The sequence below is a fragment of the Algoriphagus lacus genome, assembly GCF_003583985.1.
Classification (GTDB): domain Bacteria; phylum Bacteroidota; class Bacteroidia; order Cytophagales; family Cyclobacteriaceae; genus Algoriphagus; species Algoriphagus lacus.
Map to the genome: position 1 here is coordinate 907091 of NZ_QXML01000001.1, position 25215 is coordinate 932305.

At 44.4% G+C, this 25215-nt stretch carries 19 protein-coding genes; 13 read left to right on the plus strand and 6 right to left on the minus strand.

What is annotated here, in order from left to right; all coding sequences use genetic code 11:
- Window positions 1-3 precede the first annotated feature (3 nt).
- The 3 genes from D0X99_RS03950 to D0X99_RS03960 are packed head-to-tail and all read left to right on the plus strand — an operon-like array spanning window position 4 to window position 5541.
- On the plus strand, window positions 4-2739 hold the full coding sequence (locus D0X99_RS03950) for a TonB-dependent receptor (RefSeq protein WP_119476319.1): 2736 nt from the start codon (window positions 4-6) through the stop codon (window positions 2737-2739).
- Window positions 2739-3884 carry a DUF4249 domain-containing protein gene (locus D0X99_RS03955; RefSeq protein ID WP_119476320.1) on the plus strand — a complete coding sequence of 382 codons (1146 nt, stop codon included), beginning with the start codon at window positions 2739-2741 and terminating at the stop codon, window positions 3882-3884. Before D0X99_RS03950 ends, D0X99_RS03955 begins: the two co-directional genes overlap by 1 nt.
- Entirely contained in the window at window positions 3877-5541 is a 1665-nt protein-coding gene (locus D0X99_RS03960) for a hypothetical protein (protein ID WP_119476321.1), read from the plus strand. Before D0X99_RS03955 ends, D0X99_RS03960 begins: the two co-directional genes overlap by 8 nt.
- On the opposite strand, the gene D0X99_RS03965 is transcribed toward D0X99_RS03960, so the two are convergent.
- The 5 genes from D0X99_RS03965 to tilS all read right to left on the minus strand — a co-directional run bounded on the left by D0X99_RS03965 (window position 5538) and on the right by tilS (window position 13000).
- On the minus strand, window positions 5538-7205 hold the full coding sequence (locus tag D0X99_RS03965; protein WP_119476322.1) for a mechanosensitive ion channel family protein: 1668 nt from the start codon (window positions 7203-7205) through the stop codon (window positions 5538-5540). The genes D0X99_RS03960 and D0X99_RS03965 overlap by 4 nt on opposite strands.
- Before the next feature lie 66 nt (window positions 7206-7271).
- Window positions 7272-9977 carry a hypothetical protein gene (locus tag D0X99_RS03970; protein WP_119476323.1) on the minus strand — a complete coding sequence of 902 codons (2706 nt, stop codon included), beginning with the start codon at window positions 9975-9977 and terminating at the stop codon, window positions 7272-7274.
- 102 nt (window positions 9978-10079) lie between these two features.
- A complete protein-coding gene (gene mdh, locus D0X99_RS03975) occupies window positions 10080-11015 on the minus strand; it encodes a malate dehydrogenase (protein WP_119476324.1) in 936 nt (311 codons plus the stop codon).
- 146 nt (window positions 11016-11161) lie between these two features.
- Window positions 11162-11677, minus strand: a complete 516-nt coding sequence (locus D0X99_RS03980; protein ID WP_119476325.1) for a Crp/Fnr family transcriptional regulator — start codon at window positions 11675-11677, stop codon at window positions 11162-11164.
- Window positions 11678-11680: 3 nt separating this feature from the next.
- Window positions 11681-13000 carry a tRNA lysidine(34) synthetase TilS gene (gene tilS / locus D0X99_RS03985; RefSeq protein ID WP_119476326.1) on the minus strand — a complete coding sequence of 440 codons (1320 nt, stop codon included), beginning with the start codon at window positions 12998-13000 and terminating at the stop codon, window positions 11681-11683.
- A gap of 125 nt (window positions 13001-13125) precedes the next feature.
- Between tilS and D0X99_RS03990 the strand changes: the two genes are divergently transcribed.
- The 10 genes from D0X99_RS03990 (at window position 13126) to D0X99_RS04035 (ending at window position 24310) form a co-directional block, all read left to right on the plus strand.
- Window positions 13126-14790, plus strand: a complete 1665-nt coding sequence (locus tag D0X99_RS03990) for an OstA-like protein (RefSeq protein ID WP_119476327.1) — start codon at window positions 13126-13128, stop codon at window positions 14788-14790.
- A 149-nt stretch (window positions 14791-14939) separates the two neighbouring features.
- A complete protein-coding gene (locus D0X99_RS03995; protein ID WP_119476328.1) occupies window positions 14940-15650 on the plus strand; it encodes a T9SS type A sorting domain-containing protein in 711 nt (236 codons plus the stop codon).
- Window positions 15651-15721: 71 nt separating this feature from the next.
- Entirely contained in the window at window positions 15722-16621 is a 900-nt protein-coding gene (locus D0X99_RS04000) for an outer membrane protein assembly factor BamD (protein ID WP_119476329.1), read from the plus strand.
- A gap of 26 nt (window positions 16622-16647) precedes the next feature.
- Window positions 16648-16962: a DNA-directed RNA polymerase subunit omega gene (locus D0X99_RS04005; RefSeq protein WP_119476330.1), complete on the plus strand. Its 315-nt coding sequence runs from the start codon at window positions 16648-16650 to the stop codon at window positions 16960-16962.
- Window positions 16963-16967: 5 nt separating this feature from the next.
- Window positions 16968-18176 (plus strand): bifunctional phosphopantothenoylcysteine decarboxylase/phosphopantothenate--cysteine ligase CoaBC, encoded by a 1209-nt coding sequence (gene coaBC / locus D0X99_RS04010; protein WP_119476331.1) that lies wholly within the window; start codon window positions 16968-16970, stop codon window positions 18174-18176.
- Window positions 18177-18204: 28 nt separating this feature from the next.
- On the plus strand, window positions 18205-19107 hold the full coding sequence (gene porD, locus D0X99_RS04015; protein ID WP_119476332.1) for a type IX secretion system protein PorD: 903 nt from the start codon (window positions 18205-18207) through the stop codon (window positions 19105-19107).
- A 39-nt stretch (window positions 19108-19146) separates the two neighbouring features.
- Window positions 19147-20799, plus strand: a complete 1653-nt coding sequence (recN, locus tag D0X99_RS04020) for a DNA repair protein RecN (RefSeq protein ID WP_119476333.1) — start codon at window positions 19147-19149, stop codon at window positions 20797-20799.
- 63 nt (window positions 20800-20862) lie between these two features.
- The gene (locus D0X99_RS04025; protein ID WP_119476334.1) at window positions 20863-21678 is read left to right on the plus strand and encodes an enoyl-ACP reductase FabI; all 816 of its coding nucleotides are present in this window, start codon (window positions 20863-20865) and stop codon (window positions 21676-21678) included.
- Between the two features lie 134 nt (window positions 21679-21812).
- The gene (locus D0X99_RS04030) at window positions 21813-23402 is read left to right on the plus strand and encodes an amidohydrolase family protein (protein WP_119476335.1); all 1590 of its coding nucleotides are present in this window, start codon (window positions 21813-21815) and stop codon (window positions 23400-23402) included.
- Window positions 23403-23509: 107 nt separating this feature from the next.
- Complete coding sequence (locus tag D0X99_RS04035; RefSeq protein ID WP_119476336.1) at window positions 23510-24310, plus strand: alpha/beta fold hydrolase; 801 nt, start codon at window positions 23510-23512, stop codon at window positions 24308-24310.
- A 20-nt stretch (window positions 24311-24330) separates the two neighbouring features.
- On the opposite strand, the gene D0X99_RS04040 is transcribed toward D0X99_RS04035, so the two are convergent.
- Complete coding sequence (locus D0X99_RS04040) at window positions 24331-25182, minus strand: glycoside hydrolase family 16 protein (RefSeq protein WP_119476337.1); 852 nt, start codon at window positions 25180-25182, stop codon at window positions 24331-24333.
- Window positions 25183-25215: the final 33 nt, after the last annotated feature.

Consider the following 25215-nt stretch of genomic DNA (forward strand, 5'->3'; position numbering starts at 1 on the left):
CAGATGATTAGAATTTTTACTGCGGGGTTATTGGTGTTGTTTTGTTTAGTCTCTTCCAGTCTATTTGCCCAGCAGACAGCGGACCGAATAACCGGATTTTTCCCGGGAGTGGCTTTTGAGCGGTTTATGGAAAAAGTGGAGGAGGAAACTACCTATCGTTTTTATTATAAGGAGGAAGATATTCGGGAGTTGACGGTGAATATTCAGGCGGATAGTAGCAAGCTTGAAGAGGTACTGAGTCAGATTTTTTTGAATTCCGATCTCAAGTTTACGATTTCCCAGTCCGGGGAAGTCTTCATCAGCAAAGGACAAAAACTGACAGTTGATTTTCCAAACACGTTTTTCAACCAATCCGGACAAGGTGGCGGAAGCGGTGAATTCAGTCAACAGGATGAATTTGTAAGAAACCGCCGGTACACCATCGGAGTGCCAAGCGGTGAAGGGAGAACGGCAAAAATCCAGGGGCAGATTTTGAGCCTCGAAAACGGTAAACCCATCGATGGGGCCATAGTCTATGAAAAACTCAGCCAAACCCAAACCATCACCGATCAGGAAGGAAGATATGTGTTGACTTTGCCAAAGGGAAATCAGACCCTGCTTGTCCAGAATATCGGCGGGTATACCGAGCAGCGACTGATCGATTTGCAGGGAGACGGGGAACTGAACATGAGTATCGGCGAGGGGGTATTTTCACTCAATGAAGTGGTGGTCCGGTCGGGCGCCTTATCCAATGTCTCTCGGCCGGAGATGGGAGTTCAGTCCATGACCGTGCAGCAGATGAGGAAACTACCCGCTGTGATGGGTGAAGTGGATATTCTCAAAGGACTCCTTACCATGCCTGGGGTAAATACTGCCGGAGAGGCCAGTGTGGGATTCAATGTCCGAGGTGGAGCCGCCGATCAAAACCTCATTCTTTTTGATCAGAGCACCCTCTTCAATCCCTCGCATTTGTTCGGGTTTTTCTCAGCGGTCAATTCGGATATGGTGCAGGGCGTGGAATTGTATAAGGCAGGTATACCAGCCAGCTTGGGAGGAAGGCTTTCTTCTGTTTTGCAGGTGACACCCAAGCAGGGCCGGACGGATAAAATCGGAGGCTCAGGAGGAATTGGTCCCCTAACCAGCAGACTAAGTATTGATGGCCCGATTGGACAGAAGACCACGTTCATCGTTGGGGCGAGAATGACCTATTCGGACTGGTTGCTGGATTACTTGGAGGAAAATGCAGACATTGGAGCCAGTCGGGCATTTTTTGCGGATTTTAACGGGACGATAGAGCATCGTTTTGATGAGAAAAATATCCTCAGATTCACCGGCTACTACAGCGAGGATGAGTTCCAATTTGATCCTGATACCGTTTACAGTTATTCCAACCAAAATTTCGCCCTCTCCTGGACTCATTATTTCAATTACCAATTGGAGGCCACTTTTTCGGCAGGTCAGGATGCCTATGATTTTCAGGTGCAGGGTGAGGACAATCCGCTCAATTCCTATCAGTACAATTTTGACATTCGGCAGCGTTTTCTCAAGGCGCAGTTTCGCCAGGAAAAAGGCCAGCGGCACATCTTTACCTATGGGATTCACTCCATTTGGTACGATTTGAACCCCGGAGAAATTGCACCTTTTGGGGCGGAAAGTATTGTGATTCCGGATCAAGTTGCTTCCGAAAAAGCCCTTGAGACCTCCCTGTTTTTCGGGGATGAATTTGAAATCAATGATCAATGGACAGTTTCAGGAGGAGTGAGATACAATCTTTACGGCTATTTTGGTCCCCAGACTTTGCCGGTTTATGCTCCGGGAGAGCCGTTTTTGGCGGAAAATATCACCGGAGAAAAGACTTACAACTCAGGTGAACTGGTCCAATCTTACCACGGACCTGAGTTTAGAATCTCCGGAAGATACGCGATCAATAACTGGTCTTCGATCAAAGCAGGGGTGAACACGATGCGGCAAAACATCCACCTGATGAGCAATTCCTCAGTTATTACCCCAACTGATACCTGGAAGCTGAGTGATGCCTTCATTGCTCCGCAGCGGGGAATCCAATATGCTTTGGGCTATTTCCAAAATCTGAAAAACAATACCCTGGAATTTTCAGCTGAGGTCTATTACCGAACCATGGAAAACCTGCTGGACTATCGCTCAGGTGCGACGATCGTCCTCAATGACCGAATTGAGCAGGATGTTTTGATAACCCAAGGGAAGGCATACGGTCTGGAACTTTACCTGAAAAAGTCTCAGGGAAAATTGAACGGATCACTTGCCTATACCTATAGCCGCTCCCTGTTGCAGACAGATCCCAGCGAGCGAAAAGAAAAAATCAACCGATCCGAGTGGTACCCGAGCAATTTTGATCAACCGCACAATGCCAATCTGGTCTTGAATTATGAGCTGAGCAGACGATTCAATACTACCCTAGCAGGCAAGTATAGCACCGGCCGTCCAGTTACCTTGCCGATTTCCAAATTCCAATATGCCGGGTCAGAGCGGGTTTTCTTCTCAGACCGTAATGCCATGCGTATTCCGGATTATTTCAGGCTTGACCTATCGATCAACTTAGAGGGAAATCATAAGGTGAACAAAATTGCCCACAGCTCTTGGTCCTTGGGTGTCTATAATATTTTGGGCCGGGACAATCCGTATTCCATTTATTACGTGCCTGAAGGAGGCAAACTCCAAGGGTATCAATTGGCCATTTTTGCAGAGCCCATTCCTTTTATTACTTACAACTTCCGGTTCTGATGAGAAAAACTGTTTTCATTTTAAGCTTTCTGATCTTGGCTTTTGGGTGTAGGGAGCCGTATGAGCCTGAAGTCTCCCAGGAGAGTGTCTCTGCTTTGGTTGTCGAAGGATACTTGGATACCGAGGGATTGGAAAGCGAGCTTTTGCTAAGCCGGACTGTATCGATCGGTGCCGAAGCAACTTTTGCCCCGGAGATAGGCGCAAAAGTGACACTTTATGGAGAAAACGGAAGAACCTTTTCCTTGGCAGAAAAGGAGCCCGGAGTCTATACGATCGCTCAAAATATGCCGGAGGATATGGAATATCAGCTGGAAATTGAGTTGCGAACAGGGGAGCTTTTTGAATCCGAAACTATGAAGCCAATTATTACTCCGGAAATCATCGATGCAGGATTTTTGCAGGATGAGGAAGGCGTTGAAGTATTTGTCACTACCCAGGGTGATGAAAATGCCGATGATTTCCTCTGGACCTTTGAAGAAACCTGGATTTACCGTCCCCGAATTCGGGTTCCTTATATTTATGATCCCAAAATCAGTAATGTAAGGGATCGCACGCAGGCCGAGAAGATTGACCTTTGCTTTAAAAATGAGACGAATCCGGATATTTTACTGGAGACGAGTTCCAGATTTCAGGATCAGGTGGTCTTTCGAAAAACCATCACTGAAATCCCTCAAGGGGATGAGCGGATCATGGAACGCTACAGTATTTTGATTTCTCAGAAAGCCATCGATTCTGAAGCAGTTCAGTTTTGGGAGACCTTAAAAAGAAATACGGAGGACATTGGGTCGATTTTCAGCCCACTTCCTTCTCAAATCTCCGGCAATATCAAGTCAGTGGGAGATTCTGGGATTCCCGTTGTCGGTCAGATCAGCATGGGAGTGGTCAAGCAGCGAAGAATCTACATCAATCTGACAGATGTTTCCCCTTGGGGATACCTCGATCCTGAGTTTAATGACTGCGCAATCGGATTGGAAGAGGTTCGGTCTCAGAATTACAAAACCGCCTTTGGAGACGGATCAGTTTTGCCTGCACGCGGACTGATGGAGGGAACTACCATAGTGGCGTATTATCCAGTGGATCGACGCTGCGCAGATTGTACACTTTATGCCTCACGGGTCAAACCTGATTTTTGGGAAGATGATTGATAGACTTAGAAAAATTAAAGTGAGCGGATATATCCAGTTAAATCTAAAAAGTCAGAGTCCTTACGCTATATGGTTAGGGTTTTTACTGTTGATTTCCTTGTCTGCCGTTAAAGCGCAGGAGGCTAACAGTCCCTTTGAGGCTGTTTCGTTTCATCTTTCCAAAACGCTCTTTGTGGTTGGAGAGAAGATCTGGTTTGAGGCTGAAGTTAAATCCGGTCAAAATCCCAGCCCATCACAGGTCTTGTATGCCGAACTGGTTGATCGTTTTTCCAATTCAGTAGCTTATGCCAAAGTGCCGTTGGAGCAGGGAAAGGCATTGAATTACCTATTGCTTTCTGGATCGATTCCTTCTGATCAGTATTTACTTCGGCTGTACACTCGGATCAGTCCTTACTTGGATATTAACCAAGGCATTGCCCAGCAGTTTGTCACGGTAATCAACTCTAAAATTCCCCCTAAGAATGCGGTAAGTACAAATTCTCCAACAAGGTCAAGTTCGGAAGTTGAGCCGGGATTTCTCCAGCTCAGCAATCCAAATCCGAAAACGGGAGAAAGTTTCAGGATTTCGGTTTCGGGAGCCCCTGTAATTCTTTCCTCGGGGATTTCCATAGCCAACCCTTACCTGGAGGAAGAACACATGCCAATTCGGTCAGCAGGTATTTACACCTCAATCGAGGAAAAAACCTTGCTTCCGGAGCTCTTTGGGCATATTGTGGAGGCAAAGATTCCTCAGTCGGATACCACATTAACTTATTTTCTTTCACTTCATGGCAAGCAAAGTGCCCTATTTACCGACCGGGTAGATTCCAATGGCCGAATAATCTTTGATGCAGGTGGACTATCCCATTGGGACCGACTGATTATCCAATTGGAAGATGGTGCGGAAATGGAAGGGTTGGAGATCGTTTCACCCGTGATCAAGACGAAATTCAAGCCTGAAATGAAGTTTCCAACCCTGTCGATTCCGTCGACAGACCTCGAGTTTTTAACTCAACTTCAAAAAGCTTCGGCGGTGGAGTCCTACTATGTAGAGGCCTTTGATCAGGATTCCCTGGAAGTGGTAACAGGATTTGTGGCGGACTATACCTATTTGCTGGATGATTACACCCGATTTGAGACTGTGGAGACAGTCATCCGGGAGTACGTGCCTAGCGTGGCGGTTAGAATTAGAGACAAAAAGAAGGAGTTCCGCTTGATCGATGAGGCAGGAAATGCTGCCTTTGATACCAATCCGTTGATTTTGGTCGATGCCATGCCGGTTTTCGATTCGGATTTGCTTTCAGCATTCAATCCCAAGTTTTTGAGCAAGTTGGAAGTCCTCAACCGGGAGTTTTACCTCAATGACCGAACCTATCCCGGTGTACTCAGTTTTAGCAGTTATTCCAACAATTTCGGAATGTTTCCACTCGCTTCAAATGCCCGGTTTTTTGATTATTCCGGTCTGCAACCTTCCGTTCAGCTTGACAAATCCCAGTTTGGGAAGCCCGGGACGGGAGGGAAATTTCCGGATTTTAGGACGGTTTTGTTTTGGGATAATACCTTGGAAAAGGAAATCCTAGCACCGGCTTTTTCCGGAAGATTCATTTTTTGGGTGAAATTTCTGGATGAAGCCGGCCAAGTAAAAGTTAGTAAACGCTACCTGAACGTAGCGAATTAGTCCTCCTTGTTGTCTTCCTTTTTTGTTAATTCCTGAGCTAAAAACTGATTAAGTCTGGCTTGAAATTCCTGAGATTCGGGATAGGTCTGTTCCAATCCTTTTTTCTCAGGGAAAGATTCCATATGAAGTGTTTGGGTAGGAAATGCAAATCTCACCCCAAGCGCTCTGGCTAATTTGACCACCTGAACCAGTATCTCGTGCCGGGCTTGAAGTTCATCCGGTAAAGTAGGAACCTCAAAGAAAATAGTAAAAAGGACATCCTGACTGTAGCTGGAAAGGTTGTTGAAATAGATGGTGAAAAAGTCCTTACGGGTTTTTGGGTGTACTAGGACGATTTCGCGCAGTCCTTTGACAAATTCTTCAATCAAGGCTGGTGGAGTGTCATAGGTCAGCGTCAGATTGGTTGTATACCTTCTGTACTGCCGCAGCCCATGATTGTCAATTACAGCATCCGCTATTTTCCCGTTGGGAACATACATGACTGAATTCCGGGGTGTCCGAACTCTGGAGGAACGGAAGCCGACCTCTTCCACCGTACCGTCGATCTCACCCGAAGTGATCCAATCGCCCACCTGAAAAGGCTTGTCTATAAAAATCATGACCGAGCCGAAGAAGTTTTTGATGGTATCCTGGGCAGCCAATGCAATCGCCAAACCACCGATGGACAAACCGGTCAGGAACGGGATAATATCCAAATCAAGGCCATCACGAAGGATAAACAAGGTTCCCACGATGATCACAAAGGCCTTAAGCGTCTTCCGAATCAGGGGAACCAACTGATCATCCAGTGTGGACTCGGTTTTTGAGGCGAGTTTGGCAAAATACGCCGCGACCACATCCACGATTTTGTAGAAAATGACCGTGATGAGGAATGGCTTGAGTGTTTCAATTATTGGAACGATCCAGGCATAGATTTCGACCGGGAGCTGCAGCACCCGGATCAAAAGCGAGAGCAAAATCACGATCAGATAGAAACTGCAGATTTTTGCTATCGGTAAGAGATAATTTTCTCCGATATAGCCATAGCCCAGGCGCCTCATCAAATAAATTAATCCCTTGTCCACCAGGAAGGTGAAAAGAAAATGTGCCAGAAAGGTGAGAAGGACCAATATCCCAATCCCGACCAATTGCCAAAGTTGGAGTCCCAGGTATTCCTGATTCCCTATTTTGGGAAGAATATTGAGAAGCCGATCAGTGCCAAAGGGGTAGGTCTCTTTGTGTAAGGCGTCAATTTGGCCTACAGAAAAAGAGGAAAAGCGCCATTGACTCCCTCTTTTCTCCAGGTATATTCCAGGAAGTTTGTCGCGATCGAAATAGAATTTCTTTTCTGCATTATCCGTAGAATCCACATAGTTGGGATCATTCGGGATTTCGCTGGTCCTCACTACTATCCCTTTTCCTTCAAAAATCTGCTGAAGCTTGATCACCAACTCCTCTGCATTTCCCTCCACTCCTCTTTTGTCCAAGGTCCTTGAGGCCCGCTTTGGAAAGAAGTGGTCTCTTTCCAAGTTGTAGAAAAAAGTCAGCGTGGTATGGTACGGCGAACTGAGATTGACTCCCTCACCTACTTGCTCGAGGTCTTCCTCCTCGGTGATCAGTTGAGCATTCGATATCGTGATGAAGGCGAGAAGAAAAAATGATAGCAAGAACAGCTTGTGGATCATCTGATAGCAATTTGTGTTGGAGCCGAAAGTTAGGAATAACAAAAAGGCAGGCCAAAGAAACCTCGGTTAGTCTGGCATGAGGTATTCCAAAATCCTGTTTCCCTGAACAGTCCGAATTATATACTGACTTTTGGCCGGTAAATGAGTGATCTGAATTGGACCTTCACTTTCCAGTGGAGTGGTGGTCAGCATGGTTCCTTTCAAATCGTAGAGGTAGCCAAATCCTTGTTCAGCATCGGATACAGCGAGGATTTTTCGGTCTGCTCCAAAGTCAAAATATCCAAACCAAACGTTTTCTCCTGTGAGCGGTAAGCTGAAAAGTTCTTTTTCTCCCTCATTGAGAATGACCGTTTTGGAAAATTGCTTAGACAAAATCAGCAGGGAATTTCCAGCCTGATCGGAAATCAAGTCAAAAGTATTGTCCCGTTCAGCTTTGACCAATTGATTCCTATAGGTGATTTCCCCTCCAAAACTCGCATGGATCAGTTCTCCTGATTCAGAAATGGCAGAAATACGAAGGGAATTCCCTCCAGTTCCGCTTGTGATTTTTACCGGGCGATTATATTCTTTCCCCAGATCAAGTGGAGACCCGTTCTGCTTTTCTCCTCTGCGGTTGAAAAAGTACATCTTCCCTTTTTCCGTTTGGGTAACCATGAAATCGCCCTTTGCTGGGACGCGGATGTGAGTGGGGGAAAGCACGGATTTTTCCGAAAGCTTCATGGGATTCCAGCCATCCAGATCCTTTCCATTTCGGTCCAGGAGCCAGAGATTCCCAGATTCGGTCGATAAGAAATATCGATATTCCCGTGAATTGTCATAATCGACTAAATTCAGATGGGCAATTTTTTCATTCTTGAGGGATACCGGGAAGCCGGGTAGTGAATTACCCAATCGGTCGATTGCATACAGTCGGTCAGCAGTGGCAATGAGCAATTGAAGTTTCCCGTTTTTCAAATAATCAATTTGGAAGGCATCCGAAACTATCGGTCCTGAAAGTTTCTGGGTGTAGACAGTTTCTCCTGCAGAATTGACCAGATAGAGGATGTGATTGGCGTCCTGCAGGACTAGGTCCTCGGATTTGTCACTGAAATTGAGAATGCTTTTTGGGCCGTAGGTGATTTTTTCCGGAAGAGAAATGGTCTGGGAGGGAGTCAGGATCAGACCTTTTTGGTCGTTGACTACTTTCTTTTCATCAGAAAAATAGGGAATACTTAAAGAAGCTTCCGGTTTACCTCCAATTTGATTGATTCTCAAAGTCAGGTAAGGGAAACTTTGAAAAACTGAAGCATATTTCTGGATAAAAGGACTCCAGGAAGGATTGCTTTTTTCTTCCCATTTCGCCCAGATTTTTTCAAAGAAGAAGGTTTTTGAATATCCCGAAGCAGGGTTGATGGATTTGGTTTCGGTGGCTGATTCAGGAGCTTTGGACCAGGTGTTGCCTTGTGCAAAATCATCCAAAATCATCTTCATGCCCGGTGCAGAATTGGACAGGATTAGAACCTCTCCGATCAGGCTGATGTGGGTTTGAGGAAATCCGATAAATTTTCCTCCAAAAAGGTGTGCCGGGAATTCTTCCTCCGGGAAAAACAAAATTTCAGAGTCTCTGTAAAAATCTGATTGATCCGAATCTGTCCCGTTTCTGAATTCTTTGAGAAAAGCGAAGGTCTGGGCAGGATCCACCGTGCGGGCCAATAAGACTTGATTTTGAAGCTGATTGCCGAGATTTTCCAGTTCCAGGAAGTATAATTCTCCGGAGAAATTATCCAAAAATCCCCGATCGGTCAGGCGGGTTTGGATCTCCCCGCTGATTGTTGATTTAGGGATAAAGGCCGGGTTTTGGAGCTTTTGGGACTCAAAAATTCCGTCCAGATTGATTTGAGTCAGGGACTGGGTTCGGTTGGAAATCAGCTTTTGCATTTCCGGGAAATTTGCCCTGACGGAAGGGGTGAAGTTTATCTCGTTAGAGAGAATTGCCGGCCCTTTGAAGGTCAGTTGGTTTTCATCAAAGGAAAGCTCTAAGCTTAAAATCGTCTCATTTAGACTAAGTTCTTTGACAGCAGAATTTTCACGATCCGCACTGATTCCTTCCAGTAATTTTGAGATTCCTTTTGCAGAAATCAACAATCGCCCAAGTCCCGAACCGGCCTCGAGATTTTCTCCCAAGCGTGTGGCTAGGGAATTTTGGTCTTCACTGATGTAGAGCCGAATCGCTTCTTCCACAATAAATGAGGAGGAGGATGCGAGCAAGACATTTCCCAAGATGGTGAGGGACCATTTCCGGTTATTGTCTGGGCCGAAAAATTCAAGAACATCCAAGTCACTGTACTTTCGGGACTGAATCCGAATATCCTTCGGGACCTGGCTTTTTATTTTTTCAAGAAAATCCTGTGGAGTGGTAGCTCCGAAATTGACGGAAAAAAGAAGTTCAAAGCTGTCAATTCCTGTGGCATGGTAGCTTACGGTTACTTGCTTTCCTCTGAGTATTCGAGAAATTTCTCCATTTGCACCAGTTAGGCTGTCAAGACTGATCAGTTGAGTGGAGATTTTTGAAAAAGCGGGTAGTTGGGAGATTATTTCCCAGACTGGCTGATTGACTAATTCATTCCAAGTTTGATCCGCCTGTTCCGTTTCAAAAACAAAAACTGCATCGGGAGATATCAGGTTCAGGCTGTTGATTTTTCGTGAAGAAAAATAATTCTGGTAAACCCAAAATGCTCCCCATCCGAGCAGAATTGCTCCTATCAGGACCAGAAGGCTTTTCCAGATTTTCACTTGGCTGAATAAGGTGATTAAAGGGCCATTATACAAAAAATAGACCTAAGAAACTCCAAGGGCGATTGGAGAATCTTAGGTCATAACGTTTATTGGGAAGGATTATTTACCGAGTTTGTCCAAAACGTTCATTACTTCCTTCACGTGACCGCGGGAAGTTTCAAGCAATGCTTTTTCTTCAGCATTGAGATCCAGTTCGATTACTTTTTCAATACCGTTTTTGCCAAGGATTACCGGTACACCAAGGTAGCAGTCGTCGATTCCGTACTCGCCTTCCAGCTTGATGCACACAGGGAATACTCTTCTTTGATTTTTAAGGATTGCTTCTACCATTTGAGCAGCAGCGGATCCAGGAGCATACCAAGCGGAAGTTCCCATCAGTTTTACCAGTTCTCCACCGCCGAATTTTGTTCTTTCGATGATCGCATCCAATTTGTCTTTTGCAACCAACTCAGTCACAGGGATACCAGCAACGGTTGTGTAACGAGGAAGTGGAACCATGGTGTCGCCATGTCCACCCATCAGGATTGCCTGAATTTCTTTTCCGGAAACATTCAATTCTTCAGCAAGGAAGGCCCTGTAGCGTGCGGTATCCAAGATTCCAGCCATTCCGATCACTTTGGTACGAGGAAGACCAGAAGTCAGGTGTGCCTGATAGGTCATGACGTCCAATGGGTTGGATACCACAATGATGATGGCGTTTGGAGAATATTTGATGATGTTTTCAGTCACAGACTTTACGATGCCTGCATTGGTTTCAATCAGATCATCGCGGGTCATCCCCGGTTTACGTGGCAGACCGGAAGTGATTACCACTACATCTGAGTTGGCAGTTTTGCTGTAGTCGTTGGTGCTACCTACAGTGCGGCTGTCATACTGATTGATTGGGGCTTTTTGCCAGATGTCCAGCGCTTTGCCTTCAGCAATTCCCTCTTTAATGTCAACTAAAACAATTTCTTCGGCTACTTCGCGATAAGCTAAAACATCGGCACAGGTCGCACCCACGTTACCTGCACCTACTACGGTTACTTTGCTCATGATTTTATCTGTTTTTTTTAAATGATTACTGGCTTGAAAAGCGGCGCTAAGATATTAAACAACAAGTTGGAATTGAAGTCTGCTTTAGAATACTTTGGATAGATTTCCTGATTTTTGATAAATAAAAAAGGGAGCGGATTTCCCTCCTATTCAAACATCTGTCGTAGGCTGAAAAAGCCGAAAGATTCCCGATAGGAGCGAAACAGACGCTGATTATTGGCATTGTAATACTCCGCCAGTGAGGTCATCATTTTTGCTTTGATTTTCGGATTGCTGTCGAATATTTCCTGAATCGCAAATTGAGGAATCACGATCAGTTCGGCCTCATCTGAATCGATCAAGGCAGTATAGGTCCGCTTGGCATTTTCCAACAGGGAATTTTCACCAAAAGCCTCACCTCTACTTACCTCCAGAATCGTTTCAAAATTATCCTTGACGTCTATGGTAAGATTTACTTTTCCTTGTTTGATCAGGTAAAGTGCCTGACTCGGATCCTTGCTGAAAAAAACTACTTCATCCCGTATGTACTTGCGGTGATGCATGGCAGGGAGAAATTTCGCAAGTTCTTTTTGGCGAAGGCGTTCAAAGAATTTGATCCCTTGCATAAAATCAAACATTCTCAGTTGATCCTCATCGTAAGTTTTGGAAAATGGATTCAGCATGGATCAAGTTTTTTTGAAATGAAGGATTCTTCGGGTGGAAGGATTGCACTTTGCCCAGTCTGCAATTCTCAATCCGATCACCCAAGCAATTTCTCCCCCTGAAACTAAGACTTTTACGCCTTGTTTTTTAGCTACAGGTACTTTTAGATCAATCAAAAAATCGGAGATTTTTTTGGATGAGTTCATTCCAAGCGGAACAAACTTGTCGCCTTCTTTCCAGGTTCGGATCTCAAGCGGAAATTCAAGCCGATCTTCATCCAATTGGGCATGTGTAGGATTTCGATCTATAAGATCTGTGTATTCCAGCCGGTTCAGGGAATATTTTCCTTCAGGCAAGTCAAGAAGGGTTTCGTTCTTTTGAAGAAAAACGGGTTCAAAATCTTCTTGATTGGGTGACAGAATCAGTTCATTCCGATCAAATTGCAACAAATACCCCGCTCCTCGAAAGACTGTTCCTGTCTTGGGATGATTCAGGGCCTCAGCGATTGCCTGAGCCTGATCCGAATTAAATCCAAAAGGGCGAAGCCAAAAGTAAAGTAGACTTGAGTTTCCGGGTTGATTTTGAATCGCAGAAAAAGGCAAATAATGATAAGAATCCTCTGTACGGATGGATGAATTTTTCCAGTTCTCAAAAAGTCCGGCAAAAGCTCTTCCCGTATCTTTGAGCCGATTGAATGAGGTGAATAGGTTTTTTCTTGCATCGGGCTCCAAAGCCAGAAGTGCAGGAAGTCCATTGATTCTCAGGTTGTTTCTTTTGTATTCATCCTTTTCATTGGAACTGTCCTCGCGCCAGCTTAGCTGTTGAGCTAGCATAAAATCTTGGATTTCGGCTCTGGAAAAAGGAAGTAGGGGCCTAATTAGCCAACCTTTTCGATCTGCCATTCCGTAAACTCCTTCAATTCCTGTTCCGCGGAGGAGGTTTAGAAAAACCGTTTCCAACTGATCGTCTTCATGATGGGCAAGAAGAATTCCGGCAAGGTTTCTTTGAGAGCGAATTTCCTCAAAAAAGGCATAGCGGATTTCCCTAGCTGCCATTTGAATGGAAATTCCTTTGGATAGTGCCAACTCAGTGGTTTCTGCCAATTTCAGGTGAAAAGGAATCCCGTGACTTTCTGCCCAGTTTTGGACGAATTGCCGGTCTCCTTCGCTTTCATTTCCCCGAAGCTGGAAATTGACATGGGCTACTTCAATTGGGATTTTGGTTTGAATCAGCAACTCTCCCAGACACATGCTATCCATTCCTCCGCTGCATGCCAGAAGGTAAACAGACTCAGAATTGAGTAGGGAACGGAGTTGAATGTGGGATTGAAAAGCATCAAGCATTGTCCAAAAATAGAGTTTTCTTCAATATTTCATGCCAAGTGGAGTTGCATCCTTTACGAGTTAATTCTACTGTGAAATGTAGCTTTGTGCTGGTTTCTGTTAATTTTGCCCACATCTAAGTAACCATGAACATTCGCTTCCTCACTTCCTCAGTATTCTTTTTTCTACTCATTTCGATTTCGGGAGGAAGCTTGGCACAGCAGTCATCAACTCTTGAAATCCTCAGTGCGGATCTGCTTGAAGGGGCGAAGGGCTTCGAGCGATTATTAGGGAGTGTGCAAATGAAGCATCAAAATTCATTGATTTACTGTGATTCGGCGCATTTTTATCGGGACGAAAACCGGGCACAGCTTTTTGGGAAAGTTCGTATTCAAGATGTGGAGGATCCCATCACTACCACCAGTTCTTATGCTGAATATGATGGCAATACCAAAGTGGCCAAGTTGAGAAACAAGGTGGTATTTACCAATCAAGAGACCTCACTCTTCACCGACTATCTGGATTACAATAGGGAGACGAATGTCGCAACCTACTACAACGACGGAAAAGTTGTCGACTCCACCAATGTTTTGACCAGCGAGCGTGGTATCTATGAAGTCAATTATGAAAAAATCACTTTCCGTGACGAGGTAGTCTTGGTTAATCCCGACTACACCATGAAGACTGATTATCTGATTTATTTGACTATCCCCAAAACGGCAGAAACACAAGGACTGACAAATATTATATCCAAAGAAGGATACAAGCTGGATGCGCAGAAAGGGAGTTTTTATGATACCCAACAAAAACAATTTCGGTTTTTTGACGGGATCGTGGAGACCGAAGAAAGCCGGGTAAAGGCTCAGGAACTGTTCTACGATGAGGCAAAGGCGTATTACGAGGGCAAGGAAGATGTTCGGGTGTTGAATAAGGAGCGGCAGGTCGAGGTGTATGGGGATGTGGGACAATACTGGGAACAACGAAAGTACAGCCTGGTTCATGGCCGGGCATTGGTACGAAAGTACTTTGAAGCAGATACGCTTTTCATGACAGCTGATACGCTGATTTCACAGGATAGCGAAGCGGATACAGCTAAGTATCTTTTGGCCTTTCGATCGATCAAACTGACCAAAACTGATTTGGCAGGAATTGCAGATTCATTGGTTTACAATTATTCAGATTCTTCCATTCGCCTTTTTTATGACCCGGTAATGTGGAATAAGAAGAGCCAGATTTCTGCAGATTCTATGGTTTTTTACATTGCAAATGAGGAACTGGATAGAGTTTACCTAAAGGATAAAGCCTTTGCGATCATGTCCGATACCTTACTTAATTTCAATCAGATGAAAGGAAGGAGGATGACGGGTTTTTTCAAAGAAGGGCAAATCGAAAATCTGGAAATAGACGGAAATGGAGAGTCGCTTTACTATGCATTGGAAGCGGACACCCTTACCCAGGGGATCAACCGGATCTTAAGTGCAAATATCCGATTGACTTTTCAGGATGGGGCTATCAGGAAGGCAAACTTTGGAGTCAGGCCGGATGGGAAGTTTACTCCAGTACAAAAGATAGATGAAAAGATTTCCAGACTTGAAGGATTTAACTGGAGAATAGAAGAAAAGCCTGATCGTGAGGTAATTGATTCCTGGAGAAAACCTGAAGAAATCGATCCGGAAGCAAAAAATTTATTCAATGAACCAGATGTGCATCTTGAGATGCCAACTGACGATCAAATTCAGGAAAACCTAAAAAAATCGGGTTTTATGCCTACAAAAAGAACCTTGGTCACCGAGCCCAAAAAGGGCAATTAGATATAGTTGGTCCCTGTTCAATTTATTTTTAAAAGGTTAACAACTATTAACCCATATTTTTATTGTATCCGAAACCAAAAAGATAATTTTGTACGTATATTAATCTCACCGAAAAACCAATTTCTGGAGCGTATTGATTAAAGCTTTACATGAAGTCCTTATTCAAAATTTTTACATGGCTGATGCTCATAGCACCGTTAGCGGCGGGTGCGCAGCAGGTTCGTGTATTGAGTGAGGCAGTAGATTTTTCAGGTGATATTGGTTCTTCTCAGCGAAAGACCATCATTCTCCAAAATGAATCCAATCAGTCCAAGACTTATTTTCTAAAGAATGTCCGAGGAAGTATAGGGTCTTCCCAAAAGGTAAAGATTTGCCTCAACGATCAATGTTTCGATCCAAAAAGAGACTTGGCGAAAATTTCCTTGAAGTTAGGACCAGGTGAGGTTTTCACTGATTTGTATTTAGAGTTTGAAATGGGTATTGCTGAGACCAGAGGCAGTTTTGATTTGTTTTTTGTAAATGCGGAAAATATTCGTGAAAACTTCATCGTTGAAGCAAGGTATCAAGTATCAGCCGGAGCAGGAACCGATTTCACTCACAAAGACATCAAATTGAGTGAAATTTATCCCAATCCCAGCAACCGAATTGCTCAATTGGATTATGAATTGGTGAATCCAAAAGCAAAAGCAAAGATTACGATCAACAGCTTTATTGGAAACCCAATCGCAGAATTTGAGCTGGATCCTGAGCGAAACTCACTGGTAATCAATGTCACGGATTTCCAACCAGGCGTGTACTTCTACACCCTATTCGTAGACAACAAGAATGTGGTGACCAAGAAACTACAAGTCAAAAAGTAGTAATCCCTGTTGTAATTCAGCCGTTTGAATCCGAAAAATTTACCCGTATATTTGCGGTCTTGAAAATGAGCATGCAGTCAAAATCCCTTCTTTTTCTTTCAATTCTAATTGTATTGGCTTCCTGTGGCCCCTTTGCCAAACTGGAAAAAAGTACCAACTGGGAGGAATTGTATAACGGCGCAAACAAGTACTATCAGGAAGGAGAGTATGGAAAAGCTATCATTCTCTATGAGAAAGTCCTACCTGTTATAAAAGGTTCTGAGAAAGCCGAAATGGCGGAGTACAATTACGCCAACTGTCATTTCAAGACCAAGCGATACATCGAGGCAGCTGGATATTTCAATACCTTTTACCGCACGTTTAACCGAAGTCCATTAGCGGAGGAAGCGCTGTTTATGCATGCTTATTCACTCTATCTTGATGCTCCGGATTACAATCTGGATCAGCAAAGTAGTCAGGAAGCTGTTGCTGCTATCCAGCAGTTTGTGACAAGATTTCCTGCATCTGCCAGCTATGAGCGAGCGATGGAGATGTTAAGCGATTTGGAAAGTAGATTTGAGGAGAAGGCATACAGTGAATCCCAGATGTACTACCGATTGAAAGACGGATTGTTTCCAGGGGATTTTTACAGAGCTTGTATCATCAATTTCCAAAATTTCGCCAAGGATTATCCAGAAAGTAAGCATAACGAAGAGCTTGCTTACAAATTGGTTGAGGTCGGATTCGGCTATGCTAGAAATTCTGCCTTCGACAAAAAAGAAGAACGCCTCAATGATGCCATCAGATTTGCCAGTAATTTTTACAGAAAATACCCAAGCAGCGGATACATGGCTGAGGTGCAAGAATTTGAAAAAGAGACTAAAGAAGAGCTTGATGCTCATCTCAAGTTGAAAAAACAATATGCGGATGAGGCCGCCGCAGCCGAAGCTAAGGTAGTCTCAGAGTCAAAGATTAACGAGAAAGATAATTAATCAAGAAAATTCAAAATCAATATAATATGGCTATCAACCCATCCATCGTCACCCGTGATTTGGACAAAATTGCTGACAAGACTGGCAACATTTATGAATCACTTCATATCGTGGGTCAGCGTGCAAAGCAAATTTCCACCAACCTGAAGGAAGAATTGAATACCAAACTTTCCGAATTTGCTTCTACAGTGGATAATTTGGAGGAGGTTTTTGAGAACAAGGAGCAGATCGAAATCTCCAAGTTTTATGAGCGTATGCCAAAGCCTTCTACCATTGCAATGGAAGAATTTATTGAGGACAAGATTTATCATAGATTTCCTGATCAGGAGGGAGCCGAATAATTCCCATGAACCTGCAGGGTAAGCGAATTCTACTCGGGGTGACAGGCAGTATTGCTGCTTACAAGTCTGCCCATTTGACCCGCTTACTCATCAAGTCCGGAGCTGAAGTGCAAATCATCATGAGCACTTCAGCTCTTGATTTTATTACCCCCCTTACTTTAGCCACGCTTTCCAAACGGGCCGTTTTGTCTGAATTTTCGGATAAAAATTCCGGTGAATGGAATAATCACGTGGAGCTGGGTCTTTGGGCCGACATTTTTATTATCGCTCCCCTTAGTGCAAATACCTTGGCAAAGTTGGCCAACGGAATTTGTGACAATCTTCTCTCTGCTACCTACTTGTCTGCTCGATGTCCGGTCATGCTTGCTCCTGCAATGGATTTGGATATGTATCAACACCTTTCTGTTAGGGAAAACCTTCGGAAGGTTCAGTCCTTTGGCAACATTCTTCTGGATGCTGAAAGTGGGGAGTTGGCCAGCGGACTTTCAGGTCAGGGAAGGATGATGGAGCCCGAGCATATTTTAGCAAGAGTAGAAAAGTTCTTCAATCAAAAATCCGATTTCAGAGGAAAAAAGGTCCTAATCACCATGGGGCCAACGCAGGAGGCAATCGATCCGGTTAGATTTATTAGTAATCACTCTTCTGGGAAAATGGGGTTGGCAATAGCCAAAGCTTTCAAAGGCAGAGGCGCAGAGGTTTTTCTGGTTTTAGGCCCGGTATTTCTCCAGATCAATCCTGGTGATTTTAGCATTACCGCTGTGAAATCAGCGGATGAAATGTATGAGGCCGCTAATAAGCTTCACCCCAAGATGGACATTTGTGTCTTTTCAGCGGCAGTGGCAGATTATGCTCCAGCCCAGATAGCCCCCGAAAAGATCAAAAAGCAGGACTCTGAAATGTCCATTCTGTTAAAAAAGAATGTAGACATCGCTTTCGAACTCGGAAAAAGCAAAAGACCTGGACAAATCCATGTAGGATTTGCTTTGGAAACTGAGCGGGAGGAATTACATGCAAAAGCCAAATTGGATAAGAAAAACTTTGATTTGATCGTTTTGAATTCAGCCAGGGAAGAAGGTGCCGGATTCCAACATGACACCAATCGGGTGAAAATATTCAGCCGGGATGGAAGGATGATAGACTCTGGGCTGGTTTCCAAAACTGAGGTTGGTGAATTGATTTTGGATGAGGTCAAAAAGACCCCAGTTTGGATTTGATCGGTGGAATTTTACCTATTTTAGACACATGACAAAGTTCCGACTTCTTTTAGTCCTGTATTTTTTTGCTCAAGCCATTCAGGCCCAGGAGTTGAATTTCACTGTTATTATCAACAGTGATCGCTCCAGAATCCAGAATACGGATATTTTTAATCAGATGAAGACCAACTTTGAGCAGTTTCTCAACGGTCGGTCTTGGACAGATGATGAATACCGTCCTGAGGAGCGAATAAAAGGAAACCTGCTCATTACCATAAATGAGGTTCCACAGATCGGTGTGTACAATGCTACGGTGCAGGTTCAGGTAGTTAGGCCTGTTTATGGTACGAATTACGAGTCCCTGATTTTCAATTATGCCGATCGAAATTGGACCTTTGAATACTTGGAATCCCAACCATTGGAGTTCAATCGATTTACATTTTTGAACAACATCAGTTCCTTGCTGGCATTTTATGCCCATATCGCCTTGGGGATAGACTACGATACTTTTTCGAGTCGGGGAGGCAATCCATTTTTTGAAGTGGCCAATGACATCGTCAACAATGCCCAACAATCCGGCCGACCAGGTTGGGTTCAGAGTCAGTCCGACCGAAGAAGCCGCTATTGGTTGATCAACGACATCTACGTCTCTACCATCTATTCTTCGATCCGAGATGCCTATTATCTGTATCATCGGCAGGGAATGGACATGATCCAAATCGATCCTGAAAAAGCCTATCAGAACATTCTGGAAGCGATCAGACTGGTGGCAGAGGCCAACAAATTACAGCCCAATGGAATTTACACCATTACCTTTGTGGACGCTAAATCAGATGAAATCTCCCAAATTCTCAAAGCGGCCCCTTTTGAAATTCGGGACGAGGCTGTTAAACTACTTTTGGAAGTTGATCCAAATAACGCCAGAAAGTACAATGAGCTTCTGAGAAGCTAAGTTGGTTTTTTTTAGCTTTGCCTAAAGGTTTTCCAGTCCATGCTCAAATCGCTTAGCATTTCCAATTACGCCTTAATTGATCAATTGTACCTTCAGCCCAGCAAAGGGCTGAGCATGATTACCGGTGAAACCGGAGCGGGAAAATCCATCATGTTGGGGGCAGTTGGGTTGTTGCTTGGCAATCGATCCGATACCAAAGTTCTCCTTCACGAAGACCGTAAATGTGTCGTCGAGGGTGTTTTTGAAATCGGCGAATACGGGCTTCGAGATTTTTTTGAACAGGAAGAGCTTGACTATGAAGATACCTGCATCATTCGCAGAGAGATCAGTCCAGGTGGAAAATCCCGGTCCTTTGTCAACGATACGCCAGTCTTGCTGGATTCTTTGAAAGTGCTCGGGGCCAAACTCATGGATGTGCATTCCCAGCACGACACACTTCAGTTGGGTGAAGGGAGCTATCAACTTGCTTTGGTGGATGCTTTTGCTCAGACTAAGGATGAGAGGGGATTTTTTCTGAAGTGCTTTAAATCTTATCGGACGGCGAAAATCAAATTCGAAGAACTCAAGCAAAAAGCCTTGGAGCTGCAAAAGGAAGCAGATTTCAATCAATTTCAATTGGACGAACTAAGCGCCTTGTCATTGATGCCAGGTGAGCAGAGCGAATTGGAATCCACTCAGGAAGTGCTCGAAAATGCGGAGGAGATCAAACTTAAGATCAATGAAATGTTGGCCCTCTTTCAGGAAGAGCAGTTTGGAGTGATCCAGGGAATGGGACAAATCCTGCACGGGATGCAAAGTCTGGAGCGCTTGGCTCATAAATTTTCAGAGTTGAAAGAACGGTTTCAAAGTGTTTTCATTGAAGTCAAAGATCTTGTAGAGACCCTGGGGGATGAAGAGAGTAAAGTGGAAATCGACTTCGGAAAATTGGACCAAATCCGAGAGCGGTTGAGCAGGATCTATCAGCTACAGAAAAAACATGGAGTTGCCACCGTGGAGGACCTGATGAATATTGAGAGCGATCTTGCAGATAAGGTTTTTCAGTTTCAAAATCTGGATGAGAGTTTATCCACTGCTGAAAAAGAGTTGAAAGAGAATCAGGAAGCAATGATAAAAGCAGGAGCGTTACTCACTAAAAAACGAGTATCCTGTTTCCCATCTTTTGAGAAAGAACTTCAGGGATTGCTTTCAGGCCTTGGAATGGAAAATGCCCGGATCCAACTGGAGCATAAGCTTATTTCACCAATTGCCTCAGGATTGGATGAGGTAGAATTACTTTTTTCTGCAAATAAAGGAGGAATACCTCAGCCATTGAAGAAAGTGGCATCCGGGGGTGAGTTTTCTCGATTGCTCTTTGCCATCAAATACTTGATGGCGGATAAAATGGCACTTCCGACCTTGATTTTTGATGAAATCGATACGGGGATTTCAGGAGAGGTAGCATTGCAAATGGTCCGAATGATGAAGGAAATTGCTTCCCGTCATCAGGTGATTTGTATCACCCATTTGCCACAAGTTGCGGCCAAAGGGGAGCTTCATTTCTTTGTGTTCAAGGACAATTCTTCCGACAAAACTGTCAGTAAAATCAAGCTTTTGAGCCATGAGGAGCGGATTTCTGAACTTGCCAAAATGATTGCAGGAGCCAATCCGTCTGCTTCAGCAGTGGAGAGTGCGAGGGAGCTGCTGTTGAATTGAGAAGGGTAATCCCAAATTTTCCCTATTTTTACCCAAACTTTTGAAATCAATCCAAAAAGCTATATGCCAGAAAATTTGCTCAAAGGAAAAGTTGGGATCATCACAGGTGCACTGGATGAAAACTCAATTGCCTGGAAAACTGCCCTGAAGGTTAAAGAACAAGGTGGACGATTTGTCCTCACCAATGCCCCGATCGCGATGAGAATGGGTGCAATCAAGGAACTTGCGGAAGAATGCAAAACCATAGTCATCCCTGCAGACGCCACCGTGGTGGAGGACATCGAGAAGCTTTATGCCGAAGCCAAGGAGTTTTTGGGTGCAGACTTTGATTTTCTGTTGCATTCCATTGGGATGTCTCCGAATATCCGTAAAGGCCGCAGCTATGGAGATTTGAATTACGAATGGGCGATGAAATCCTACGACGTATCAGCGATCTCTTTCCACAAAATGATGCACGTGGCTGAGAAGATGGATATCATGAAAGAGTGGGGTTCCATTGTTGGGCTTTCCTATATTGCTGCTCAGCGAGTTTATCCATTCTACACCGATATGGCGGACGCCAAAGCTTTGCTTGAAAGCATCGCGAGAGGGTACGGCTACCGATTCGGTAAATTGAAAAAAGTAAGAGTTAACACCATTTCCCAGTCCCCGACCAAAACTACAGCAGGTACAGGCATCGGTGGATTTGACTCCTTCTATAATTTTGCAGAAGCGCTATCCCCACTTGGAAATGCTTCTGCGGAAGCATGTGCCGATTACATCGTGACCATGTTCTCTGATTTTACCAAAATGGTGACCATGCAGAACTTATTCCACGATGGAGGGTATTCCTTCACGGGGATTTCTGAAGATATCATGGAAAAATTTAAAGACTTATAAAGACCACCTTCCCAGCCCAAAAAGCCCGATTGATTTCAATTGGGCTTTTTTATTGGTCCAATCTCGTCCAAATCACATTTTTTTCTGACGCAATTTCTCCTAACTTATTGACCATAAAATAGCCACCAATCCAAATGTTAAAACGAATTCTATTTTCGGCCGTACTGGTTTTCGCCACGGCCATACAGACATTCTCTCAGATTATGCCGGCCCCGGCGAGAGAAGAAGGTGAGGGGCCTTATACCAAATTGATTATCCGTGGAGTCACGCTGATCGATGGAACGGGCGCACCTCCTGTGGGTCCTGTGGACATTGTGGTTGAGAAAAACCGCATCACCCAAATCCAAACCGTAGGCTACCCTGGACTTCCCATCAATGAGGAAAGACGTCCAAAAGCTGATGCAAACACCAAAGTGATGGATATGGAGGGACACTACCTCCTGCCAGGATTTATTGATAGTCATGGCCATATCGGTGGCACAGGACAGGGGACTCCTGCCGAATATGTCTATAAATTATGGATGGCACATGGCATCACCACCATCAAGGATCCTTCCGCCGGAAATGGAATTGATTGGGTTTTGGATCAGAAAAAGAAATCCTCTGCGAATGAAATAACTGCTCCGCGGATTTTCGCCTATACCTCTTTCGGCCAAGGAGCTACCACTCCCATCACAAACGCAGATCAAGCCAAAGCTTGGGTAAACGCCAACAAAGCCAAAGGTGCGGATGGAATTAAATTTTTTGGTGCGAAACCTGAAGTGATGGAAGCTGCCATTGCTGAGAATAAGCGGATCGGTCTTAGATCCATCATGCACCATCAACAACTGGATGTGGCCCGATGGAATGTGCTCAACTCGGCCCGAGCAGGCTTGACCGCCATGGAACATTGGTATGGTTTGCCTGAAGCGCTTTTTGAGAATCGTACAATTCAGGATTTTCGTTTGGATTACAATTATCAAAATGAACAGCACCGATTTGCAGAGGCAGGTAAACTCTGGAAACAGGCTGCTGCTCCCTATTCAGAGCATTGGAATAAAGTGATGACCGAACTGCTTGAGTTGGATTTCACCTTAGATCCCACATTCAACATTTATGAAGCAAACCGCGATTTGATGCGGGCTAGAACTCAGGAATGGCATTCGGTCTACACGCTACCTTCCCTTTGGAAGTTTTATGCTCCAAGCCGTCAGTCTCACGGATCTTACTGGTTTGACTGGACCACTGAAGAAGAGGTTCAATGGAAAGAAAACTATCGGCTTTGGATGACATTCGTCAATGAGTACAAAAACCGTGGAGGACGCGTTACCACAGGTTCTGATTCAGGATTTATCTACCAACTGTATGGATTTGCTTACATCCGCGAACTCGAGTTGTTGAGAGAAGCCGGATTTCATCCTTTGGAAGTGATCCGTTCTGCTACAATGTATGGGGCTGAGGCACTCGGTATGGATAAGGAAATCGGGACGGTCGAAGTAGGTAAACTCGCTGATTTTGTGATTGTGGAAGAAAACCCCCTTCAAAATCTTAAAGTCCTTTATGGTACAGGAACCATCCGAATCAATGAAAACAATGAGCCAATTCGAGTAGGAGGAGTGAAGTACACGGTGAAGGATGGAATTGTTTACGATGCCAAGCAACTCCTTCAGGATGTACGCACCATGGTAGATCAGCATAAGGCACGCGAAAATGCACGGATAACCCAGCCGGGATTGGATTGGTAATTACTTAGATTGAAATTTTAAAAGATTAATTGAGAATGGGGGTGAGATTGACTCACTCCCATTTTTAATTTTTATATTCACTAGTCACCCATTAACCATTCATTTTTATGCCCACTATTGAGGTCAACGGAATAAAGCTTTTCTATCAGGAAAAAGGAACTGGGAGAGAAACGATTGTTTTTTCCCATGGCTTACTATGGAGTCATTGGATGTTTCAGGCCCAGATAGATTTTCTTAGCAGGGACTATCGGGTCATCGCCTATGATCACCGAGGACAGGGACAAAGCGAGGTCAAAGGTCCTTTTGATATGGACACTGTGGCAGAAGATGCAGCTGCCTTGATTCAGAAGCTATGCAATGGGCCGGTTCATTTTGCAGGCCTTTCCATGGGTGGGTTTGTAGGAATCCGAATTGCTGCCCGTTACCCTCAGTTGGTCAAAAGCCTTATTCTGCTGGAGACTTCTGCAAATCCTGAACCCGTTGAAAACCTTCCCAAGTACAAGACGCTAAATGGCATTGTAAAATGGTTGGGGATTATTCCTCCGGTTGCCAACAAGGTCATGCACATCATGTTTGCCGAAAGTTGGTTGTCAGATCCTGCCAATTCCAGTCAGATGAAGTTTTGGAAGAAGGAACTTTCTTCCAACAAGAAAAGCATCACAGGTCCTGTAGAAGGAGTGATTTTCCGCAAGGGCGTTGAAGACGAATTATCCAAAATAAGCTGTCCTACTCTGATTTTGGTCGGAGATGAGGACGTTGCCACCAAACCTGAGAAGGCAAAATACATTCAAATGGGAATTGCAGGAGCCAAGCTTCATATAATTGCAGGGGCAGGCCATAGTAGCTGTATAGAAAAGCCGGAGCTCGTCAATCAGTTGATCTCAGAATGGCTTGCGAGTAAAAGCTAAAAAAGCCCCGAAGGGCTTTTTTAGTTGTTTTGAAATACTCTGACGTAATCTACAATCATGTGTTGTGGAAAGGTGGAAGTCCCGTCGGGTGAACCCGGCCAGTTTCCGCCCACAGCGATATTGAAGATAAAAAAGAAGCTTCTTCTAAATTCATCCAATTGTGCCGGAGTGGTGTCAATTACATGGTATTGCTTATTGTCGATAAACCACCGGATTGAGGTAGCATCCCATACGATCGAATACACATGAAATTTATCCGAAAGGGTGCCTGAGGCCAGGGAATATTCCCCTCCAAATTGTGCATGCTTGCCGTCATGTTCCCAATGGACAGTTCCATGAACGGTTTTTTCACGACCATTGCCACCAATCATTTCCATGATGTCAATTTCACCACAGGCTGGCCAGCTCACTGTGTCAAAATTGGAACCAAGCATCCAAAGTGCTGGCCAGATTCCTTGGCCTTTAGGCAATACCGCTCGGATGTCCACCCTGCCGTATCTAAACTGTTGTTTTCCTTTGGTGATGATTCTTGACGAGGTGTACTCTTTACCGCTAAAAGATTCTTTTTTAGCAGTGATGACCAAGTGGCCATTTTGAATGCTGGTGTTCTGAGGTCGGTAAAATTGAAGCTCATTGTTTCCCCATCCATTTTGGCCGTTTCCCGTTTCATGACTCCAGTTAGCTGAATTTAGCGTCGCTCCATCAAATTCATCCGCCCAAACCAAATTCATCCCAGGGTATGTATTGGGAGTACTCAATCCTTGAGTCGGGATGTTTACCGAATCTGCTGCGTCAATTTTAGGATTCTCTTCGGAAACACAGCCGGAGAGACCAAAAAAAAGGATTGGCGTCAATAAAAAGATATTTCTCATAATTTCTTTAGGATAGCCCCTAGTGAGTGGATC

Excerpts from the sequence above, each read along its gene's own strand:
- D0X99_RS04035 (WP_119476336.1), top strand. The coding sequence starts at position 23,510 with ATGCCCACTATTGAGGTCAACGGAATAAAGCTTTTCTATCAGGAAAAA.
- D0X99_RS04040 (WP_119476337.1), bottom strand. The coding sequence starts at position 25,182 with ATGAGAAATATCTTTTTATTGACGCCAATCCTTTTTTTTGGTCTCTCC.
- D0X99_RS04030 (WP_119476335.1), top strand. The coding sequence starts at position 21,813 with ATGTTAAAACGAATTCTATTTTCGGCCGTACTGGTTTTCGCCACGGCC.
- D0X99_RS04005 (WP_119476330.1), top strand. The coding sequence starts at position 16,648 with ATGGCTATCAACCCATCCATCGTCACCCGTGATTTGGACAAAATTGCT.
- D0X99_RS03955 (WP_119476320.1), top strand. The coding sequence starts at position 2,739 with ATGAGAAAAACTGTTTTCATTTTAAGCTTTCTGATCTTGGCTTTTGGG.
- D0X99_RS03980 (WP_119476325.1), bottom strand. The coding sequence starts at position 11,677 with ATGCTGAATCCATTTTCCAAAACTTACGATGAGGATCAACTGAGAATG.
- recN (WP_119476333.1), top strand. The coding sequence starts at position 19,147 with ATGCTCAAATCGCTTAGCATTTCCAATTACGCCTTAATTGATCAATTG.
- tilS (WP_119476326.1), bottom strand. The coding sequence starts at position 13,000 with ATGCTTGATGCTTTTCAATCCCACATTCAACTCCGTTCCCTACTCAAT.
- D0X99_RS04000 (WP_119476329.1), top strand. The coding sequence starts at position 15,722 with ATGCAGTCAAAATCCCTTCTTTTTCTTTCAATTCTAATTGTATTGGCT.
- D0X99_RS03950 (WP_119476319.1), top strand. The coding sequence starts at position 4 with ATGATTAGAATTTTTACTGCGGGGTTATTGGTGTTGTTTTGTTTAGTC.
- D0X99_RS03965 (WP_119476322.1), bottom strand. The coding sequence starts at position 7,205 with ATGATCCACAAGCTGTTCTTGCTATCATTTTTTCTTCTCGCCTTCATC.
- D0X99_RS03990 (WP_119476327.1), top strand. The coding sequence starts at position 13,126 with ATGAACATTCGCTTCCTCACTTCCTCAGTATTCTTTTTTCTACTCATT.
- porD (WP_119476332.1), top strand. The coding sequence starts at position 18,205 with ATGACAAAGTTCCGACTTCTTTTAGTCCTGTATTTTTTTGCTCAAGCC.
- D0X99_RS03995 (WP_119476328.1), top strand. The coding sequence starts at position 14,940 with ATGAAGTCCTTATTCAAAATTTTTACATGGCTGATGCTCATAGCACCG.
- coaBC (WP_119476331.1), top strand. The coding sequence starts at position 16,968 with ATGAACCTGCAGGGTAAGCGAATTCTACTCGGGGTGACAGGCAGTATT.
- D0X99_RS04025 (WP_119476334.1), top strand. The coding sequence starts at position 20,863 with ATGCCAGAAAATTTGCTCAAAGGAAAAGTTGGGATCATCACAGGTGCA.
- D0X99_RS03960 (WP_119476321.1), top strand. The coding sequence starts at position 3,877 with ATGATTGATAGACTTAGAAAAATTAAAGTGAGCGGATATATCCAGTTA.
- mdh (WP_119476324.1), bottom strand. The coding sequence starts at position 11,015 with ATGAGCAAAGTAACCGTAGTAGGTGCAGGTAACGTGGGTGCGACCTGT.